This is a genomic window from Acidovorax delafieldii, assembly GCF_007993815.1.
Classification (GTDB): Bacteria; Pseudomonadota; Gammaproteobacteria; order Burkholderiales; family Burkholderiaceae_C; genus Acidovorax; species Acidovorax delafieldii.
In genome coordinates this window covers 198,210-214,034 of the sequence record NZ_VJWE01000014.1, presented here as the reverse complement: position 1 = coordinate 214,034, position 15,825 = coordinate 198,210, and the positions used below count along the sequence as shown (strand labels likewise).

Annotated in this window: 20 protein-coding genes; 7 read left to right on the top strand and 13 right to left on the bottom strand. The window is 66.4% G+C overall.

What is annotated here, in order from left to right; genetic code table 11:
• Nucleotides 1–63: 63 nt before the first annotated feature.
• The gene (locus ATF69_RS14985) at nucleotides 64–1,089 is read left to right on the top strand and encodes a saccharopine dehydrogenase family protein (protein ID WP_146871455.1); all 1,026 of its coding nucleotides are present in this window, start codon (nucleotides 64–66) and stop codon (nucleotides 1,087–1,089) included.
• Nucleotides 1,090–1,102: 13 nt separating this feature from the next.
• On the opposite strand, the gene ATF69_RS14980 is transcribed toward ATF69_RS14985, so the two are convergent.
• Nucleotides 1,103–1,993, bottom strand: coding sequence for a LysR family transcriptional regulator (locus ATF69_RS14980; protein ID WP_146871454.1), 891 nt, complete (start codon nucleotides 1,991–1,993; stop codon nucleotides 1,103–1,105).
• Between the two features lie 141 nt (nucleotides 1,994–2,134).
• Here ATF69_RS14980 and gstA point away from each other — a divergent pair, with 141 nt between their 5' ends.
• Together gstA and ATF69_RS14970 are read left to right on the top strand one after the other, a co-directional pair.
• Nucleotides 2,135–2,743 carry a glutathione transferase GstA gene (gene gstA / locus ATF69_RS14975; protein ID WP_146871453.1) on the top strand — a complete coding sequence of 203 codons (609 nt, stop codon included), beginning with the start codon at nucleotides 2,135–2,137 and terminating at the stop codon, nucleotides 2,741–2,743.
• Nucleotides 2,743–3,453 (top strand): glutathione S-transferase family protein, encoded by a 711-nt coding sequence (locus ATF69_RS14970; protein WP_146871452.1) that lies wholly within the window; start codon nucleotides 2,743–2,745, stop codon nucleotides 3,451–3,453. Before gstA ends, ATF69_RS14970 begins: the two co-directional genes overlap by 1 nt.
• A gap of 19 nt (nucleotides 3,454–3,472) precedes the next feature.
• Here the strand turns inward: ATF69_RS14970 and ATF69_RS14965 are convergent, their stop codons facing one another.
• Together ATF69_RS14965 and ATF69_RS14960 are read right to left on the bottom strand one after the other, a co-directional pair.
• Entirely contained in the window at nucleotides 3,473–4,009 is a 537-nt protein-coding gene (locus ATF69_RS14965; protein WP_146871451.1) for a pseudouridine synthase, read from the bottom strand.
• Nucleotides 4,010–4,097: 88 nt separating this feature from the next.
• Nucleotides 4,098–5,039, bottom strand: a complete 942-nt coding sequence (locus ATF69_RS14960; protein WP_146871450.1) for a M23 family metallopeptidase — start codon at nucleotides 5,037–5,039, stop codon at nucleotides 4,098–4,100.
• Between the two features lie 174 nt (nucleotides 5,040–5,213).
• On the opposite strand from ATF69_RS14960, the gene ATF69_RS14955 reads away from it, so the two are divergent.
• Nucleotides 5,214–6,476, top strand: coding sequence for a phospholipase D-like domain-containing protein (locus ATF69_RS14955; RefSeq protein ID WP_146871572.1), 1,263 nt, complete (start codon nucleotides 5,214–5,216; stop codon nucleotides 6,474–6,476).
• Nucleotides 6,477–6,628: 152 nt separating this feature from the next.
• On the opposite strand, the gene ATF69_RS14950 is transcribed toward ATF69_RS14955, so the two are convergent.
• A complete protein-coding gene (locus ATF69_RS14950; protein ID WP_056064732.1) occupies nucleotides 6,629–6,877 on the bottom strand; it encodes a hypothetical protein in 249 nt (82 codons plus the stop codon).
• Nucleotides 6,878–7,230: 353 nt separating this feature from the next.
• On the opposite strand from ATF69_RS14950, the gene ATF69_RS14945 reads away from it, so the two are divergent.
• Complete coding sequence (locus tag ATF69_RS14945) at nucleotides 7,231–8,016, top strand: transporter substrate-binding domain-containing protein (RefSeq protein ID WP_208758736.1); 786 nt, start codon at nucleotides 7,231–7,233, stop codon at nucleotides 8,014–8,016.
• A 38-nt stretch (nucleotides 8,017–8,054) separates the two neighbouring features.
• Here the strand turns inward: ATF69_RS14945 and ATF69_RS14940 are convergent, their stop codons facing one another.
• The 5 genes from ATF69_RS14940 to ATF69_RS14920 form a co-directional block, all read right to left on the bottom strand.
• Nucleotides 8,055–8,528 (bottom strand): SRPBCC family protein, encoded by a 474-nt coding sequence (locus ATF69_RS14940; protein WP_056640307.1) that lies wholly within the window; start codon nucleotides 8,526–8,528, stop codon nucleotides 8,055–8,057.
• A 167-nt stretch (nucleotides 8,529–8,695) separates the two neighbouring features.
• Nucleotides 8,696–9,013, bottom strand: a complete 318-nt coding sequence (locus ATF69_RS14935) for a DUF2322 family protein (RefSeq protein ID WP_146871449.1) — start codon at nucleotides 9,011–9,013, stop codon at nucleotides 8,696–8,698.
• A gap of 151 nt (nucleotides 9,014–9,164) precedes the next feature.
• Entirely contained in the window at nucleotides 9,165–9,494 is a 330-nt protein-coding gene (locus tag ATF69_RS14930; protein ID WP_015014990.1) for a hypothetical protein, read from the bottom strand.
• A 37-nt stretch (nucleotides 9,495–9,531) separates the two neighbouring features.
• On the bottom strand, nucleotides 9,532–10,530 hold the full coding sequence (locus ATF69_RS14925) for an FHA domain-containing protein (protein WP_146871448.1): 999 nt from the start codon (nucleotides 10,528–10,530) through the stop codon (nucleotides 9,532–9,534).
• Nucleotides 10,527–11,954 (bottom strand): S1 family peptidase, encoded by a 1,428-nt coding sequence (locus ATF69_RS14920; protein ID WP_146871447.1) that lies wholly within the window; start codon nucleotides 11,952–11,954, stop codon nucleotides 10,527–10,529. The genes ATF69_RS14925 and ATF69_RS14920 overlap by 4 nt, the downstream gene beginning before the upstream one ends.
• 224 nt (nucleotides 11,955–12,178) lie before the next feature.
• Between ATF69_RS14920 and ATF69_RS14915 the strand changes: the two genes are divergently transcribed.
• On the top strand, nucleotides 12,179–13,120 hold the full coding sequence (locus ATF69_RS14915) for a M14 family metallopeptidase (RefSeq protein WP_146871446.1): 942 nt from the start codon (nucleotides 12,179–12,181) through the stop codon (nucleotides 13,118–13,120).
• Between the two features lie 55 nt (nucleotides 13,121–13,175).
• Here the strand turns inward: ATF69_RS14915 and ATF69_RS14910 are convergent, their stop codons facing one another.
• Entirely contained in the window at nucleotides 13,176–13,475 is a 300-nt protein-coding gene (locus ATF69_RS14910) for a hypothetical protein (protein WP_146871445.1), read from the bottom strand.
• 115 nt (nucleotides 13,476–13,590) lie between these two features.
• On the bottom strand, nucleotides 13,591–14,130 hold the full coding sequence (locus tag ATF69_RS14905; RefSeq protein WP_146871444.1) for a DUF924 family protein: 540 nt from the start codon (nucleotides 14,128–14,130) through the stop codon (nucleotides 13,591–13,593).
• A gap of 46 nt (nucleotides 14,131–14,176) precedes the next feature.
• Between ATF69_RS14905 and ATF69_RS14900 the strand changes: the two genes are divergently transcribed.
• Entirely contained in the window at nucleotides 14,177–14,926 is a 750-nt protein-coding gene (locus ATF69_RS14900; protein ID WP_244303734.1) for an NYN domain-containing protein, read from the top strand.
• A gap of 196 nt (nucleotides 14,927–15,122) precedes the next feature.
• Here ATF69_RS14900 and ATF69_RS14895 read toward each other — a convergent pair whose 3' ends face one another.
• Nucleotides 15,123–15,413 carry a nucleotidyltransferase family protein gene (locus tag ATF69_RS14895; RefSeq protein ID WP_146871442.1) on the bottom strand — a complete coding sequence of 97 codons (291 nt, stop codon included), beginning with the start codon at nucleotides 15,411–15,413 and terminating at the stop codon, nucleotides 15,123–15,125.
• 77 nt (nucleotides 15,414–15,490) lie between these two features.
• Nucleotides 15,491–15,817 carry a nucleotidyltransferase family protein gene (locus ATF69_RS14890; RefSeq protein ID WP_146871441.1) on the bottom strand — a complete coding sequence of 109 codons (327 nt, stop codon included), beginning with the start codon at nucleotides 15,815–15,817 and terminating at the stop codon, nucleotides 15,491–15,493.
• Nucleotides 15,818–15,825 lie beyond the last annotated feature (8 nt).

The following is a 15,825-nucleotide window of genomic DNA, read 5'->3' as shown; positions in this document are numbered from 1 at the left end:
TTCAAAAAACAGACAGGTCTGTATCGTTAAATTTCAACCACCCGCCCAACGCAAAGGATGACCATGAACCCGCAACAACACCGCCCCATCGCCGTTTACGGCGCCACCGGCCACACCGGCCAATTTGTCGTGCAGGAAGCACAGCGCCGCGGGCTGCCCGTGGTGGCCGTGGGGCGCAGCGCCGCCCGGCTGGACGAGGTGTTTGCCCCTGGCGTGACCCGGCGCATCGCCGATCTGGCCGACCCCACCAGCCTGGAACAGGCGTTTGCCGGCTGCGCCGTGGTCATCAACTGCGCGGGCCCCTTTCTCGACACGGCTGCCCCGGTGGCGCAGGCCGCGCTGCGGGCAGGCTGCCACTACATCGATGTGACGGCCGAGCAGGCGAGTGCGCAGGCCAGCCTGGCCGATTTCGATGCTCCGGCCCGCGCTGCGGGCAAGGTGGTGATTCCGGCGGCCGCCTTCTATGGCGGCCTTGCCGACCTGCTGGCCAGCGCGCTGGCCAGGGCCGGCACCGTCGACGAGATCACTGTGGCGATCGGGCTGGACCGCTGGTGGCCCACCGCCGGCACGCGCAAGACAGGCGAGCGCAACACCGTGCCGCGCCAGGTGGTGGCCCACGGGCGCCTGGTGCCGCTGGTGCCGTCCGAGCACGTGCCGGACTGGGCGTTTGCCGCGCCCCTGGGCAGCCAGGCCATGGTGGAGATCCCGTTCAGCGAGGTCATCACCATCGCCCACCACCTGCCTGTGGGCCACATCCGCTCGCTGCTCAACCGCTCGGCGCTGCAGGACATCCGCGACAGCGGCACCCCGCCGCCCACGGCCACGGACGACAGCGGACGCTCTGCGCAGCGCTTCGAGCTCATGGTGCAACTGGTGCAAGGTGGCCAGACCCGCACCGCCGGCGTGCGCGGGCAGGACATCTATGCCGTGACGGCGCCCATCGTGGTCGAGGTGGCCCAGCGCCTGCTGGCGCCTGCCTACGCCCACAGCGGCGCACTGGCCGTGGCGCAGGCGGTGGACCCGGTGGACATGCTGCGCGCGTTGCACGGCACGGCGCTGGAGGTGTTCGGGGACGCCTTGCCCGGCTGATGCCCAGGGGCGCTCAGGGCAGCTGCACCGTCTCCGCCAGATGCCCGTATACCGCTGCAATGCGCCGCAGGTGTCGCGACTCCGGGTGGGTCAGCAGCCACAGCTCGGTCTCGCCGTCGGCCAGCGCGCCCGTGAGCGGGCGCAGGTCGCTGCGGCCCTGGGCCAGAAAGAGGGGCAGCACCCCCACGCCCATGCCCAGGGCCACCAGTTCCATCACGGTGAGCAGGCTGTTGACGCGGTAGGTGGGCTGTGCCCTGGGGTATTGCCTCTTGCGCCAGCGCACCGAGGGGTGGTCGGGCAGGGCGTCGTCGGGCGCAATCCAGGCGGCGCGGCCCGCCTCCACATCCGACAGGGCCAGGGTGCTGGCGGTGCCTGCGTAGAGGGCCGAGCGGATCATGCCCAGCTGCCGCCCCACCAGGTGCTGTGGCGGGCGCTTGGTCGCGCGCACGGCGATGTCGGTGTCGCGCCGCGTCAGGCTCACCAGCTCGTTGCCGGCGTGCAGCTCGTACACCAGGGCCGGGTGCCGGGGCTGCAGCATTTGCAGGGCCGGGGCGATGAGGCCGTGCAGGATGGTGTCGGTGGTGGAGATGCGCACCGTGCCCGACACCTGTTCGGGCTGCGCCTGTGCGGCAGAGCGCGCGGCCTCCAGGGCGGCTTCCACCCGCTCGGCCTGTTCGGCCAATGCCTGGGCCAGTTCCGAGGGACGGTAGCCGGCGCGCGACCGGTCGAACAGCGACTGGCCCAGCCCCCGTTCGATGCGCTGGATGGCGCGGAACACCGTGGACGCATCCACACCCAGCCGCTCACCGGCGGCCGCCAGGGTGCCGGTGCGCACCATGGCCAGCAGCACTTCCAGCTCGGCCGCGCCCAGTTGGTATTGCGCTGATGCAACGGTTGATTTCATGTGTGCTTATTTTGTTTGCGTTGTTGCAAGCATAGATTCTGCCTGTCGCCGGGCCTTGCCGTGTACCGATGGGTGTCTATGGCTGCTAGTGGGTAGCAACGGCGACACATTCCAACCGTTTTTACAGAAAGCCCCGTTCCCATGAAGCTCTACTACGCCCCCGGTGCCTGCTCGCTCGCCGTCCACATTGCCCTGCGCGAGGTCGGCGTTGCGTTCGATCTGGTCAAGGTGGACCTGGTGCGCCACACCACCGAGACCGGCGCCAACTACCTCGACATCTCCCCGCGCGGCTATGTGCCCCTGCTGGAGCTGGCCGACCAGTCGCGCCACACCGAAGCAGCGGCGCTGCTGCAGTACGTGGCCGACCTGGACCCGGCGCGCGCACTCATCGGCCAGCCCGGCTCCAGCGAGCGGCTGGCCGTGCTGGAGTGGCTCACCTTCGTCAGCACCGAACTGCACAAGGGCTTCAGCCCCTGGCTGTGGCACAAGGAGACGGCCGACTCCACGCGCCAGGCCGTCAAGGCCAAGCTGGCCGTGCGTTTTGCCGAGATGGATACCATGCTGTCGCGCAGCGATTTTCTGGCAGGTGGCTACAGCGTGGCCGATGCGTATGGCTTCACCATCGTCAACTGGTCCCACCTGCTGGGCATCCCGCTTACCGCCTACCCGCACCTGCAGGCCTGGATGGCACGCGTGGCGGCCCGCCCGCAGGTGCAGGCTGCGCTGCGGGCTGAGGGGTTGTTGTCGTGATGGCCCAGACCACAGCGCCCGCTGCGCTCACTCTGGTCTCGCACGCGCTGTGCCCCTATGTGCAGCGCGTGGCCATCGTGCTGCACGAAAAGGGCCTGGCGTTCGAGCGCCGCACCATCGACCTGGCCCGCAAGCCCGACTGGTTCCTGGCCCTCTCGCCGCTGGGCAAGACCCCGGTCCTGCAGGTGCGCGGCCAGAGCCTGTTCGAGTCGGCCGTGATCTGCGAATACCTGGACGAGGTGGCCATGCCCGTGCTGCACCCGCCAGATCCGCTGCAGCGCGCACGCCACCGGGCTTGGATGGAGTTTGGCTCTGCGGTGCTGAACACCATCGGCGCCTTCTACGCCGCAGCGGATGAGGCCACGCTGCAGGCCCGCGCGCAGGACCTGCGCAGCCGCTTCGTGCAGATCGAAGAGGCCCTGGGCCAGCGCAGCGTGCCGGGGCCGTACTTTGCCGGGCCGGACTTTGGCATGGTGGATGTGGTGTTCGGCCCGGTGTTCCGGTACTTCGACGTCATCGACACCTTACCGGGCGTGGATGGCCTGGGGCTCTGGCACGGCTTGCCGCTGGTGCAGCAGTGGCGGGCTGCGCTGGCGGCACGCCCTTCGGTGCAGCAGGCCGTGGGTGCGGACTATGCCGAGGGCTTGCGGGCCTTTTTGCGCGCGCGTGGGTCAGCCCTGTCGCGGCGCATGCAGGCGGTGGCCGCGTAGACCCCGCACGCCTGCCAGCTCAATCCGCCCAGGTGCCCGGCGCCAGCCCGTCCAGCGTGTACGGCCCGATGGCCGCGCGGATCAGCCGCAGCGTGGGGTGGCCCACGGCGGCCGTCATGCGGCGCACCTGGCGGTTGCGGCCTTCGCGGATGATGAGTTCGATCCACGCGGTGGGGATGGCCTTGCGCTCGCGGATGGGCGGGGTGCGGTCCCACACCGTAGGGGGGGGCTCCAGCAGCCGCGCACGGGCGGGCAGGGTGGGGCCGTCGTTTAGTACCACGCCGCTGCGCAGCGCGGCCAGCGCGGCCTCATTGGGGATACCCTCCACCTGCACCCAGTAGGTCTTTTCCATCTTGAAGCGCGGGTCGGCAATGCGGGCCTGTTGCTTGCCGTCGTTGGTCAACAGCAGCAGCCCTTCGCTGTCGGCGTCCAGCCGCCCGGCCACGTACACGCCGGGCAGGTCGATGTAGTCCTTCAGGCCCTGCCACTTGCCCTCGGGCGTGAACTGGCTCAGCACGCCGTAGGGTTTGTTGAAACGGATCAGGCGCGAGGTCATGGGGTCGGTTTCAAGCAAAAAGGGCCGGATGCGCTAGTGCAATATGCACTGGGTGCTATCAAATGCATAGTAATGAAGCTCTGCGCCATCAGGCCGGCACGAACAGCGCCGGGTCCACCATGGTGCGGTTCAGCATCACGCCCCAGTGCAGGTGCGGGCCGGTCACGCGGCCAGTGGCGCCCACCTTGCAGAACGCGTCGCCCGCCTGCAGCACATCGCCCACCCGCACCTCCATGCTGCTCAGGTGGCAGTACATGGTGAGCAGGCCCTGGCCGTGGTCCAGCCACACCGTGCCGCCGTTGAAGAAGTAGTCGCCCACGTCAATCACCCGGCCCGGCAGCGGCGCCACGATGGGCGTACCGGTGGCGGCGGCAATGTCCATGCCGCTGTGCGGATTGCGCGGCTGGCCGTTGAACACGCGGCGCAGCCCGAACGAGCTGGACCGCCGCCCCGGCACGGGCACGCGCATGCGCAGCGATGCCAGCGCCACGCCGGCGGGCTGCTCGGAAAAGGTGGCCATCACCTGGGCCTGGTGGTCGCGCTCGCGTTCGTAGCGGGCCTGGTCCTCGGGCGAGAGGTCCACCGTGCGGGGCGACACCTTCAGGTGCTGCTCCTTGTATTGCTTGGGGGCCACGCTGTAGTGCACCAGGCGCGGGCTGCCGCCGCCCTCGGGCAGCACGCTGATGAATGCATCGCCCGGCGCCGCTGCCAGTGGAATGCCCACGATGGCCGTCCACTCGATGGCATCGCCCACCACCCGCAGCGGCACATCCACCTCGCCCTGGCGCACCTGCGCCACCGGCCGCGTGGCCGCCGGGCCCAGCGACAGCCGTGCCACGCCCCCGGGCACCTGTAGCGCCTGGGGCCACACCGTGGGCGCGGGTGGCACAGGCTTGGCATGCAAAGGGGCCACCAGGGCAGGCTGCACGAGCAGGCCCGCCGTGCCGATCAAGGCGCTGCGGCGGGTGATGGAGAGGGCGGGGCGGGCGGAAGCAGGGCGGGCAGATTCAGACACGGCAGAGGAAGGCATGAACAAAAACAAAGTGGCTGCGCGAGGGACTGGTACGGGTGCAAAGCGCCCCGCTGTCGCGGCCGACAAGGGCGATTGTGCCCCCGGTGTTGGCGGCGTCCGCCTACATCGCGCCTGCATGTCGGCACCTACCATCGCGCCATGCCACCCGCCGCCCCTCGCCGCCGTTCCACCATGCTCACTGTCTTGCTCACGGCCCTGGCCACGGGGGCCCTTGTCTTGTTGGCGCTCAACTTCACGGCGGGCGAGAAAAAGGTGCAGCAACAGCTGCCGCGCCTGTACAACACCGCCCACCCGCAGTTTGAGCGTGCCCTGGGCAGCCTGCTGGGCCCGGGCATTGTGGGCGGCAATGCGGTGACGGAGCTGCTCAACGGCGACCAGATCTTTCCGCCCATGCTGGCCGCGATCAAGGCCGCTCAGAAAAGCGTCACCTTCGAAACCTACATCTATTGGTCGGGCGACATTGGCAAGCAGTTTGCCGACGCCCTGAGCGAGCGCGCCCGCGCCGGTGTGCCCGTGCATGTGCTGCTCGACTGGGTGGGCAGCGCCAAGATGGAAGAGAGCTACCTGGCCGAGATGAAGGAGGCCGGGGTGTTGATTGAAAAATTCCACAAACCGCACTGGTACAACCTGGCCCGGCTGAACAACCGCACCCACCGCAAGCTGCTGGTGGTGGACGGGCAGGTGGGCTTTACCGGCGGCGTGGGCATTGCCCCGGCATGGACGGGCCACGCGCAAGACCCCGACCACTGGCGCGACTCGCACTACCTGGTGCGTGGCCCCGTGGTGGCGCAGATGCAGGCCACGTTTCTGGACAACTGGCTCAAGGTCACCGGCAAGGTGCTGCATGGCGAGGCGTACTTTCCGGCCATTGCACCGGCGGGTGGGCAGAAGGCGCAGATGTTCTCCAGCTCGCCATCGAGCGGCAGCGAGAGCATGCAGCTGATGTACCACCTGGCCATCACGGCGGCCGAGCGCAGCATCGACCTGTCGGTGGCCTACTTTGTGCCCGACGACCTGACCCGCAAGCTGCTGATGGATGCGCTGGCACGCGGCGTGCGCGTGCGCCTGGTCACCCCCGGCGAGCACACCGACACCGAAACGGTGAAGGCCGCATCGCGCGCCACCTGGGGCGAGCTGCTGCAGGCCGGGGCCGAGATTTATGAATATGGGCCCACCATGTACCACTGCAAGGTCATGATCGTGGACCAGCTGCTGGTGTCGGTGGGCTCCACCAATTTTGACAACCGCTCGTTCCGCCTGAACGATGAGGCCAACCTGAACGTGTACGACGCTGCCTTTGCGCAGCGCCAGACACAGGTGTTTGAAGACGACATCCGACGGTCACGCCGCGTGACCTACGAGGCCTGGCGGGACCGTCCGCTGCGCGAGAAAGTGCACGAGACCTTGACCGGCTGGATGCGGTCGCAGCTGTGACGATGTTTGAATGAAATCAGCCGCTGGTACCAGTGAACAATGCGCCAGGCGCTATCAAAAGTGTAGTTGCTGGTAGTGGATGCGCGGCGGTGGTTGCGGTGCGCCGCCGGGGCAGTGTTTGCCCTGGCGGGCATCTCCGCCGTGCTTGTGGATCAGTGCGTCACGAACTCGTAGGTCACGGCTTCGCTGTCCACCATGTCGAGGATGTCGTCCAGCACGTCTTCGTCTTCGGTGCTGGCCCACAGGTCTTCGGGGTCTGTGGCAAACAGCGGTTCGATGGCGATGTCCATGAACTTGCCATCGGGCAGCTTGATGACCGGCGTGCCCTCAGAGGTATCGACCAGCTCCCAGTTGTCGGGCACGGTCATTTCGAGCTGGATGGTGACGTTGAGTTTTTTCATGGCGAATCCTTGTTGCAGAACCGGTCAGGGTAACCCAGTTTGGTGCCAGATGGATGTCTGGCGCCGAACGGATATGCCTAATGCGCTATAAAAATTAGAGCATCCGAAGGATTTGTGGCTGCAGGCGCTCATGCCTGCGCCGGGCGAACTCCGTGCTCTCGCGTCTGGCATGGGCTTTGCGTCATGCAGGGCGCAACGTGTCGCGATGCGGACCGTGGGCCGCCGATGTGCCCTTGGACTGCGCGCCGTTTGTTGTAACGTGTCTGGCCCAAGCCCCTGTGCGTCCGCATTCGCTGCGGGCCACGGAAATGCCTGTTCTTGTCCCATCTTCTGACCCACTGGAGAACCTGCCCATGATCATCAAGAAAACCCTGGCCCTTGCCGCAGCCGCCGCCGTGGTCGCCAGCCTCGCCTTCAGCCCGGCCGCGCAGGCAGGCCCCCGGCTCGACAAGATCATGGAGGCCAAGGTCATCCGCGTGGGCACGCCCGGCGACTACCGCCCGTTTGCCATCAAGACCGACGCGGGCTACAGCGGCCACGACATCGATGTGATCGAAACCATGGCCAAGGAGCTGGGCGTGAAGATCGAATACGTGCCCACCACCTGGCCCAACCTGGTGAAGGACCTGCAGGGCGACAAGTTTGACGTGGCCGTGGGCGGCATCACCCGCAACGTCAACCGCATGCGCATTTTTGACATGTTGCCCGGCTACGCCCCGTTCGGCAAAGTGGCCCTGGTACGCGCGGCCGACAAGGCCAAGTACACCAGCGTGGACGCCATGAACCAGCCCACCGTGCGCGTCATCAAGAACCCCGGCGGCACCAACGAAACCTATGTGCTGGCCAACCTCAAGGCCGCCCAGGTCAGCACGCACGACAAGAACGCCGAGATCCCCGCGCTGATCGCTGAGGGCAAGGGCGACGTGATGATCACCGAGACGTATGAAGCCCTGCACTACGCCAAGGCCGACCCGCGCCTGGCTGCCGCGTTTGTGGACGCGCCGCTCACGCCCAAGAACTACCTGGGCTTCATGCTGCCTACCGACGACGCCGACTACGTGCGCGTGATGGGCTTTGTGTGGGGCCTGGTGGACAGCCGGGGCACCATCAAGCAGGCCGCAGACAAGTGGTTGAAGTGACGCTGCTGAAGTGACCAGGGCTGGGGGGGCTGTGGGCGTTACTCGCCTGGAATCTCCGGCTCCACCAGCAGCGCCAGCAACTGCAGCGACTCCTGCCAGCCCAGGTAGCACATCTCGGTCGGGATCACCGCCGGGATGCCTGCCTGCACGATGGACACCTCGGTGCCCGTCATCACTTTTTTGAGCTGGATGGTGGTGCGCATCTCGCCGGGCAGGTTGGGGTCGTCAAACCGGTCGGTGTGCACGATGCGCTCGCCCGGCACCAGCTCCACATACTCGCCGCCAAACGCGTGCGTGCCGCCACTGCTCAGGTTGGTGAACTGCATGCGGTAGCTGCCGCCCACGCGCGCATCCAGGCTCAGCACCCGGCCGGTAAAGCCATGGGGCGGAAGCCACTTGCACATGGCATCGGCATCCAGAAACGCGCGGTAGATGCGCTCGGCCGGGGCGCGCAGCACACGGTGCAGGGTGACGGTGCCGGTAGCGGCTGCGGAGGGGTTGGGGGTGGTCATGCAGGGTCTCCTTGCGGGAATCGGGGTGGATGGATGACAGCGTGCGCCCCAACGCCATGATGGTCAATGGCCTGGGGCGTCAACGCGTTCACACCTCTACGACGAACGGGCCGGTGCGTTTTCGACAACCGGCCCTTTGCATCACCACATTTTTTTGTGGCGCCGGCTCAGGCTGCGACGGTGCGCACCGCAAAGCGCTCGCTGCCCTGCGCCCAGGCCAGCAGCCGGTCGATGTTGGGGTGCTTGCCCGGAAAGGCGTGCGCATCCGCCACATGCTCCGCATACCACTCCAGCCCCAGGCTGGCGGCTGCAGGCGTGATCTGCCCGCCATACAGCGCCGCCAGTGCGGCATACACCACCAGCGACCCGGTCTGGCCGGGCTTGTTCTCGATGGTGGCCTGCACCTGGCCGTCCGCGCCCAGCAGTTGCAGGGCGGCGAGGTGGCTGGCGGAGGGGAGTTGCTTGAGGCGGTCTGCGAAGTTCATGGCGGTCAAATTCAAGTGAAATGAGCCGCAAGCGCTAGAAGATCATGCGCGAGCAGCTATAAAAAAGTGAGTGGTTGAATCAGCGGGGCGGAATCTTAGATGATGCGCGTGGGGCCCAGACTTAGAACAGGCGCCTCCCTTGACTAGGCGCTCACGCCTGCCACACCCCAAACCCCGCCGAGCGCAGGTCGATGCCAATCTCGATCTCCCGGTCCACTGCCTCCTCGTAGGTCATGGGGTTGAAGCCCTCGTACAGGTCCGGCAGCAGCCGCAGGCCGTACTGCGTCACAAACCGGTTGGCCTGGATGCCCGCCTTGTGCTTGTCAAACCGCACATCCGGGTCCAGCCCCGTCATGCCCACGTACACGCAGGGCTTGCCGTCGATGTAGCCGGGGTTGCACTTGCGAAAGCGCGGCTCCAGCAGCACGTCTTTGGAGAGCTCGACCACGTAGACGTGGTGGTGGGGCTTGCGGCGGCGCATGGGGCAATGGCAGGGTAGAAGCAGGCCGTCTGGTCGCCTACTCGTCGTCCTCATCCGCCAGCCCGTCATCCCGCAGGCGCCGGTCCAGCTTGCCGCGCAGCGCATCGGCGTCTTGCAGGAACTGGTCCACCGGCACCGCAGGGGCCACGCGCAGGGCGGGCGGAAACAGGCTGCTCATGTACAGCTCGTTGCCCAGCCGCATGCGGTTGAGCCACTGCGCGCCCAACCACGACGGCACACCCAGCAGCACCACAGCCGCCATGGCCCAGGCCAGGCCCACGCGGCGGCGGGGCAGCACGGTGGCCAGGTGGGCGTACAGCGCGCCGGCCAGCACCAGCACCATCAGCACCGGGGCAAACCGCGACAGCGACTCCAGCGAGAACGTGAACGCCGTCAGATAGCTCAGCAGCTGCACCGCGTCGGCCACCAGCACTGCGGCGCACGCGATGCGCACGTGGCGCCAGAACCGCAGCTGGCTGCCAAACAGCTTGTTGGCCACGGACCACAGACCCGCCCAGGCCCCCACCACCGCCAGCGTGGTCAGCAGCAACAGGGGCAGCGACTTCAGGTACTGCGCGACGTCGCGGGCCTCCAGCCACGACTCTCCCAGTCCGGCCAGCAGCACCAGCACCGCCAGCGCGGCCGTGGTGCCCACCGTGCGCCACGGAAACTGCGGCAGCGCCTGCTCCTCGGCAATGGGCGCATCGGCCAGGCGCAGGTGGATGTGGGTGTGGCCCAGGTCGACGGGCATGCCATCGGGCCAGTCAAAGCGTTCGCCCTGGGCATGCTGCTTGCGCTGCAGGCGTGCGCCGTTGCGTGTCTCCAGCACCTCCACCTGTACGGTGCGGGGCTCGTCCACCGCGCGGTCAATGCGCAGGTGCCGGGGCGCCACAAACGGGTCGTCCAGCACCAGGTCGCAGTCCAGCGCGCGGCCCACCGTCACGGGCCAGCGGGTGATGGGCGCACGCGCCAGCAGCGCGCCGTGGCGGTCAAACGCCTCGATCAGCCCCAGGGTGGTGGTTGGCATCGCGCTCATGGTGCGGCCTCCCAGCGAAAGGCCTTGAGGTAGTGGCTGGCCAGCTTCATGCCGTTGTCAAACGCAATGCCTTGCACATCCAGGCGGCCCAGCACGCCCCGTGTGGGCTGGTTGACCGAAGTGGCCAGCACCGTCATGTTGTACAGGCCGGTCAGCTTGCGGTAGGCCGACAGGCACACCACCGCACGCAGCGGCACGGTGCCGGGGTCCACAAACCGCTCGGTGCACTCGGCCGCCGTCTGGTGGCGGTTGCCCCGTGTGGGCAGGCGCTCATTCGCAAAACTTTGCGAGTACATGCGGGCAAACCGGGCTGCGCCCAGCGTGGGCGCGTTGTAGGCCTCGTAAGACAGGCGCACCGCCCCCGTGCTGAAGTCGCCCGCCACCACATCGCTGTCGGCCTGGCACTGCGTGCGCTCCAGGTTCAGGCCCGGAAAGGCCGGGTCACGCCCCGATCCCCAGCACCGCGCCAGCGCATCGTCGGGCACGGGCAGCCGGTAGTTGCCATGGCGCTGCTCGCGAAACGGCGCTTTCAAAAAGCGGTCCGTCAGCAGTTGCTGGTGCTCCATCAGCTGCCGCGTCATCTCGGCGTGCGCGGCCTGCGTGATGGGCTGGGCATTGGCTGCGCGCTGCACCAGCGCCAGCGCAAACTCGGCAGGGATCAAAAAGCTGACCTGCTCACCATCGAGCCGCTTGGCAACGTTCACACCCAACACCCGGCCTGCGTCGTCCACGGCGGGGCCGCCGCTCATGCCGGGGTTGAGCGCGCCGCCAAAAAAGATGCGCGGGTAAAAGCTGCGCTTGACCAGCCCGTTGTAGGTGCCCTCGGTCACGGCAAAGCCGATGTCCAGCGGGTTGCCCAGCGAGTAAATGCGCTCGCCTTGCGCCAGCGCGTCGGTGGTGGGCCGAAAGCCCAGCACAGGCGCCGCTGCCGTGCGCCCTTTGGCGCGCAGCACGGCCAGGTCGCGCTGCACGTCAAACGCCAGCAGCTCCACCTCGCCCTCCTGCCCCTCCATCGTCACGTACACGCCCCGGTAGCGCTCGGGCTCCAGCGCGAGCTGGCTGGCCACGTGAAAGTTGGTGACGATCAGCCCATCGGCCGACACAAAAAAGCCCGAGCCAATCGACGCCTGCGTGTTGGCGTTGCGCAGCAGCGTGCGGATCTGCACCAGCTTGTCGCGCGACAGCTCGTAAATGCGCCGCGCATCGCGCGACAGCAGGGCTGCATCGGCCGCTGTGGGCGCGGCGGCTGCAGCGCTCCCTGGTGTGGGTGCTGTGCCATCCACAGGGGCACTGCCCGCCTGGCGCGTGGCCGGGGTGCTGGCAGCTGCGGGTTGGGGGGCGGGCTGTGCGTGCGCCAGCGCACACAGCAGCAAGAGCAGCGACGAGGTCGCCAGCCGCAAGGGCCGAATCGAAGGGAAGGGCATCGCGGTATTCTATGAACGCCCTGCGACAAGCCTTAGAGCGGCTAACAAAACTCTTCTGGCGTCGTTGCTGTGTCTTGTCGTACTGCTCGTACTGCCTGCGACACAGCGCCTAGCCAGAACCGCTTCGCTGAGTTTTGTTAGCCGCTCTTGTTGGCGTTGTCCGTTCCGTCGGCCCCGTTTGCCGCCGGGCCTGCCATTCACCTGCCACTCCATCCCACGCACCCATGCAACCCACCTCCACCTATCCCATCGGCACACCCGGCCAGCCCTGGGGCGCGGCAGAACGCGACCAGTGGCGCGCACGCCAGGTGCGCCAGCGCAGCTACGCCGACGACGTGCTCACGGCCATCGAGGCACTGCGGGGCCGGTTTGACGTGGAGATGTATGGCGACGTGATTTATGGCGACGCCCAGCACCCGGCAGAGCGCTTTCCCCTGCGGGCCCTGCGCAGCCGCGATTGGCAGCCCGGCCTGCCCACTGTGCTGGTCACAGGGGGAGTGCACGGCTACGAGACGAGTGGCGTGCATGGCGCACTGCGGTTTGTGGACACGCAGGCCGAGCGCTTTGCAGGCCGCGCCAACCTGCTGGTGGTGCCGTGCGTGAGCCCCTGGGCGTACGAGCGGTTTCAGCGCTGGAACTTTGACGCCATCGACCCCAACCGGTCGTTCCGCGACGGCTCGCCCGCACAAGAGTCCGCCGCCCTCATGCGCCTGGTGGCGCCACTGCACGGCCAGTTTGCCGCCCACATCGACCTGCACGAAACCACCAACACCGACGAATCCGAATACCGCCCCGCCGTGGCCGCGCGCGACGGCAAGGTGTTCGAGCCCGGCAGCATCCCCGACGGCTTTTACCTGGTGGACGACACTGACAACCCGCAGCCCGCCTTCCAGCAAGCCATCATCGAGGCCGTCAGCCGCGTCACACACATTGCGCCAGCGGACGAGAAAAACGAAATCATCGGCACGCCCGTGGCGGCGCCGGGCGTCATCCACTACCCGATGAAGCAGTGGGGCCTGTGCGCGGGCATCAGCGGCGCGCGCTACACCACCACAACGGAGGTCTACCCCGACAGCCCCCGCGCCACGCCCGAGCAGTGCATTGAGGCGCAGGTGGCGGCGGTGTGTGCGGCGGTGGAGTTTGTGCTGGCCGACTCCCAACACTGAGGGTTATGGCCCCCAGCGGCACGGCTTCGTATTTTTGATGCTTTCTTGGCGCTCGTTACCCAGCGCTTCCCAAAGCGCCCAGCAGCCGGGCGCTCACCTCGGCCTCATCCAGGGCCGCGAACGCCATGTTGTGCTGCTCCGTCAGCGGCCCATGGCCCGGCTCCATGCGGCCTGCGGCGTCGTAGCCCATGGCCTTGAACTTCCACACCCCGCCAACCAGCTTGAGCGAGCCCACATGCGCGCCATCGGCCGTGTGCACGGACACCACGGCGGCGTTGACGGGCAATAGCTGCAATGGCCCTGCCAGCGGGCCGGGCGGCACATGGGCGAAGGTGGGGGAGAACGGAGGCGTCATGGATGGGCTTTGCTGCTGCGGGAGCACTTTGGGATGAAATGGGCCTGTAGCGCTAGAAGGATATACGCTGGCAGCTATCAATAGAGGAGCGTTTTGGGCCGAGATAGCGCCCGAGTCAGAACGATGACCCCGGCTCGCTCAAAAACGCCAGCTCTTCGGCCGTGGAGGTGCGGCCCAGCACCGCGTTGCGATGCGGGTAGCGCCCAAAGCGGTCGATGATGGCCTTGTGCCGGCGCTCAAAGTCCAGGTTGTTTTCCATGCCCGGCTGCGCAAACAGCGTGAGGGCTTGCTCATGAATCACGGCAGATTCGCTGTGCATGTATGGCATGTAGGCAAACACGCGCTGCGCGGTGGGCAGGCTGCGGTCCTGCCCGCTGGCCACCAGCTCTTGCGCCAGAGCAAGCGCCAGCGCGTCTTGTGCAAAGGCGCGGGCGGTGTCGCGGTACACATTGCGCGAGAACTGGTCCAGCACCAGGATTTCTGCCAATCGGCCTTCTGGGGTGGCGCGCCAGGTGAACAGTTCACAGCGCGCTGCGGCCTCCAGCGTGGGGCCGAAGCGGGTGCGGATGGATTCGTCGAGGGCAGCGTCTTTGGCGAAGTGCTGCTGGGGAGTGAGTTCGGTGAACCAGAACTGGAGGACGTTTTGAGGCTGCATTCCACGAGGATAGCGCTGTAGCATGCGACCCAGGAGGGACAGTTCATTGGCTAACGGCAACAACCAAAAACTCGCAGTTCTCATTGATGCAGACAACGCGCAAGCGTCCGTCATCCAGGAGCTTCTGGCAGAAGTGTCTCGTTATGGCACGGCCACCATCAAGCGCGCTTATGGGGACTGGACCACGACCAATTTGAAGGGCTGGAAAGAAGTGCTGCACAAGTTGGCGATTCAGCCCATCCAGCAGTTTAGTTACACCAGCGGTAAAAACTCTACAGATGCCTCGCTCATCATCGACGCGATGGACGTGCTGCACGACAACACGGCCGACGGTTTCTGCCTGGTCAGCAGCGATAGCGATTTCACCCGCCTAGCTACCCGCATCCGGGAGGAAGGCAAGGTCGTCTACGGATTTGGTGAGCGCAAGACGCCAGAAGCCTTTGTGGCTGCGTGCGACAAATTCATCTACACCGAAATCCTCAGGACAGAGCCCACGCCAGCCAAGGATGCACCCAAGGCGGAGGCGGTTGCCGTGGCAGATGTGCGGACCCTACAGCCCTTGATCATTGCCGCCATCGATGCCAATGCGCGCGAAGACGGCTGGGCTGCGTTGGGTGGAGTAGGGAGCCACATCAGCAAGATCAACCCTGCTTTTGATGCCCGCAACTATGGCTTCAAGAAACTCAGTGAATTGGTGCGTTCACTGACCTATCTGGAGGTCAAGGAACTGCCACTAGTCAGGCCGGATGGAGTGACCTTGTCGAACGTGCAAATCCGGATCAAACGGGTTGCGTAAGGAATTTGGCGAGTTGCTTTGTGTGGACGCGCGGGCCGATGAACTCCTCGCGGAGTGCGCCACCATGCCGAGCCAACTCACCTTCACAGACCAAATCGGCATCCAGCGCTTGATGGATAAGCGCTGCCAGCTATCGAAATGAAAGCAAACTAAAGCGAGATTGCTGCTACTTGCACCCACAGCGGGTGCGCCCGGCTCATACGGTGACCGCCTCGCGCAGCACCTGGTCCCGAAAGCTGGCGGGCAGGCTGTTGGGGGTGAGCACATCCACCTCCATGCCCAGCAACTGCTTCAGTTCAAACCGGATCGCGCCAATGTCCATCAGCGTGGTTTGCGCGGTTGGCTCTACCAATAGGTCCAGGTCGCTGTCGGCTGTGTCGTCCCCATGCAGCGCCGACCCAAACACCCGCACGCTGCTCACGCGGTGGCGCAGTGCGATCTCGCGGATTTGCGAGCGGTGCAGGGACAGGGCTTCGGAGGGGCGCATGGTTTGGAGTGTAGCGGCGGTGCTTGTTAATGGAGAAAATTGGACTCTAGCGCTTTCAGGGATTACGCTAGATGCTACTAAAACGATAGCAAATGATCGCCTGAAAAGATGATCTCGCGGTGGCGGTTGATGCCGTCCAGCACATAGGGATTGCGCACCGCACCGGGCTCCACCAGATCCACGCCCCGGCCTAGCAGGGCCTCAAGATCGGCCTTTGCGCTAAAAATCGCGTGGAGCCCGGGTTCAACGCCCGGCGCAAACTCCACCAGAAAGTCGGCGTCGCTGCGGTCTGGGTCAAAGTCAGTGGTCCGCGCCGCCGAGCCAAACACCTCCAGTCGCTGAATGCCGTAGCGCTGGCAGATGGCGGCAATACCGGGGCGATGTTGGGCGATGGCGGGGTGCATGCTGGTCC

Excerpts from the sequence above, each read along its gene's own strand:
- ATF69_RS14985 (WP_146871455.1), top strand. The coding sequence starts at position 64 with ATGAACCCGCAACAACACCGCCCCATCGCCGTTTACGGCGCCACCGGC.
- ATF69_RS14980 (WP_146871454.1), bottom strand. The coding sequence starts at position 1,993 with ATGAAATCAACCGTTGCATCAGCGCAATACCAACTGGGCGCGGCCGAG.
- gstA (WP_146871453.1), top strand. The coding sequence starts at position 2,135 with ATGAAGCTCTACTACGCCCCCGGTGCCTGCTCGCTCGCCGTCCACATT.
- ATF69_RS14970 (WP_146871452.1), top strand. The coding sequence starts at position 2,743 with ATGGCCCAGACCACAGCGCCCGCTGCGCTCACTCTGGTCTCGCACGCG.
- ATF69_RS14965 (WP_146871451.1), bottom strand. The coding sequence starts at position 4,009 with ATGACCTCGCGCCTGATCCGTTTCAACAAACCCTACGGCGTGCTGAGC.
- ATF69_RS14960 (WP_146871450.1), bottom strand. The coding sequence starts at position 5,039 with ATGCCTTCCTCTGCCGTGTCTGAATCTGCCCGCCCTGCTTCCGCCCGC.
- ATF69_RS14955 (WP_146871572.1), top strand. The coding sequence starts at position 5,214 with ATGCTCACTGTCTTGCTCACGGCCCTGGCCACGGGGGCCCTTGTCTTG.
- ATF69_RS14950 (WP_056064732.1), bottom strand. The coding sequence starts at position 6,877 with ATGAAAAAACTCAACGTCACCATCCAGCTCGAAATGACCGTGCCCGAC.
- ATF69_RS14945 (WP_208758736.1), top strand. The coding sequence starts at position 7,231 with ATGATCATCAAGAAAACCCTGGCCCTTGCCGCAGCCGCCGCCGTGGTC.
- ATF69_RS14940 (WP_056640307.1), bottom strand. The coding sequence starts at position 8,528 with ATGACCACCCCCAACCCCTCCGCAGCCGCTACCGGCACCGTCACCCTG.
- ATF69_RS14935 (WP_146871449.1), bottom strand. The coding sequence starts at position 9,013 with ATGAACTTCGCAGACCGCCTCAAGCAACTCCCCTCCGCCAGCCACCTC.
- ATF69_RS14930 (WP_015014990.1), bottom strand. The coding sequence starts at position 9,494 with ATGCGCCGCCGCAAGCCCCACCACCACGTCTACGTGGTCGAGCTCTCC.
- ATF69_RS14925 (WP_146871448.1), bottom strand. The coding sequence starts at position 10,530 with ATGAGCGCGATGCCAACCACCACCCTGGGGCTGATCGAGGCGTTTGAC.
- ATF69_RS14920 (WP_146871447.1), bottom strand. The coding sequence starts at position 11,954 with ATGCCCTTCCCTTCGATTCGGCCCTTGCGGCTGGCGACCTCGTCGCTG.
- ATF69_RS14915 (WP_146871446.1), top strand. The coding sequence starts at position 12,179 with ATGCAACCCACCTCCACCTATCCCATCGGCACACCCGGCCAGCCCTGG.
- ATF69_RS14910 (WP_146871445.1), bottom strand. The coding sequence starts at position 13,475 with ATGACGCCTCCGTTCTCCCCCACCTTCGCCCATGTGCCGCCCGGCCCG.
- ATF69_RS14905 (WP_146871444.1), bottom strand. The coding sequence starts at position 14,130 with ATGCAGCCTCAAAACGTCCTCCAGTTCTGGTTCACCGAACTCACTCCC.
- ATF69_RS14895 (WP_146871442.1), bottom strand. The coding sequence starts at position 15,413 with ATGCGCCCCTCCGAAGCCCTGTCCCTGCACCGCTCGCAAATCCGCGAG.
- ATF69_RS14890 (WP_146871441.1), bottom strand. The coding sequence starts at position 15,817 with ATGCACCCCGCCATCGCCCAACATCGCCCCGGTATTGCCGCCATCTGC.